The organism is Herbaspirillum sp. B65, assembly GCF_000333555.1.
In the GTDB taxonomy this organism is placed as follows: domain Bacteria; phylum Pseudomonadota; class Gammaproteobacteria; order Burkholderiales; family Burkholderiaceae_D; genus Herbaspirillum; species Herbaspirillum rubrisubalbicans.
Window position 1 is genome coordinate 1 of sequence record NZ_BADI01000022.1, and the last position, 1,215, is coordinate 1,215.

1 protein-coding gene and 1 pseudogene are annotated in these 1,215 nt (G+C 67.8%); both read left to right on the plus strand.

The window, feature by feature from the left end; genetic code table 11:
* Positions 1–1,052: DNA polymerase III subunit gamma/tau C-terminal domain-containing protein (locus I5W_RS00435; protein ID WP_044527775.1), on the plus strand; the 1,052-nt coding region annotated here is incomplete at its 5' end.
* Between the two features lie 92 nt (positions 1,053–1,144).
* Positions 1,145–1,215: pseudogene (locus I5W_RS30890) on the plus strand (YbaB/EbfC family nucleoid-associated protein); the annotation flags it as partial.

A 1,215-nucleotide genomic window follows, 5' to 3' on the forward strand; every position in this document is an offset into this window, starting at 1 on the left:
CCTTCCGCCCGGTCAGCGCCAGCGCAACTGCGCCGGTGCCCGCTGCTCCGGTGGCCGCTGCTGCCGGCGCAACCGGGGCCACTGGCCCCCGCCCGGCCACGCCGCGCCAGGCCGCGCCGCTCATGGCACCGCAGGCCGCTGTCACCAGTGCGCCGGTCAGCCGTGTACAAGCGGCTGCCGCAGTGGCGCCGGCACCAGTTGCTGCGCCTGTCGCCGCGCCGGCCGATCCCGTTGCCGCTGCTGCACCGCCGGCTGCTGCCCCCACCTCTGCCCGCGAAGCCGCCCTGATGGCGCTGCGTGGTGGCAAGGGCGGCAAGGCCGCAGCCCGTCCGGTCGCACCGGCTCCCGTTGCAGAACCGGCGGCGCCGGTCGCCGCCACGCCTGCTGTGTCCGCCGCGCCCAGTGCCGTGGCCCGCAGCGTGCGTCCAGCCAGCCCGATGCCACCGGACATGCCCGAGCCGCCGCCCTTCGATGCCATCCCGCCCTGGGAAGACGAAACCGGCAGCACCGCCATGGCACCGTCCGTGCCGATGGTCGAGGCGACTGAAAAAAAAACTGAACCTGTCATCGCCCCGGCGGCTGCCATAGAGCCGCCTGCGCCTCAGCGTCCGTCCGCCACCCCTGCGCAACAGCAGGAAACTGCCCGTATCGCTGCCGAACTGGGCTGGGACGGTCATTGGCCCACCCTGGCGGCCAGCCTCAGCGCGCTGCGCGGCGTGGCGCACCAGATGGCCTTCCAGAGCGAGCTGGTGCGCTGCGAAGCCCTCAATGGCGGCAATGTCTGCTTCCATCTGCGTATCCCGTTGGAAACCCTGCGTTCTTCGGGCAGCGTGGAAAAACTGGTGGCGGTACTGTCCGAACGCTTCGGCAAGGAGATCCGGGTCGAGACCGAAATCGGTGCCGTCTCCGACACCGCCAATGCCGTGGCCGAGGCCGAGCGCGCCGAACGCCAGCGCAAGGCAGAACAGAAGATGAAGAGCGATCCCTTCGTGGTGAGCATGATGCGCGAGTTCGGCGCCACCATCGTGCCGGGATCGATCCAGGCTTTATGAAGCAGCGATGCAAGAGTCAAGAGTAGGCGCCCTTGCCGGGCTCATCCATAAACACGATAGAATTCCGAGAATCGAAACAAGGAGCAAATAGCATGATGAAAGGTCAACTGGCAGGTCTGATGAAGCAAGCACAGGCCATGCAGGACAACATGAAGAAGGCCCA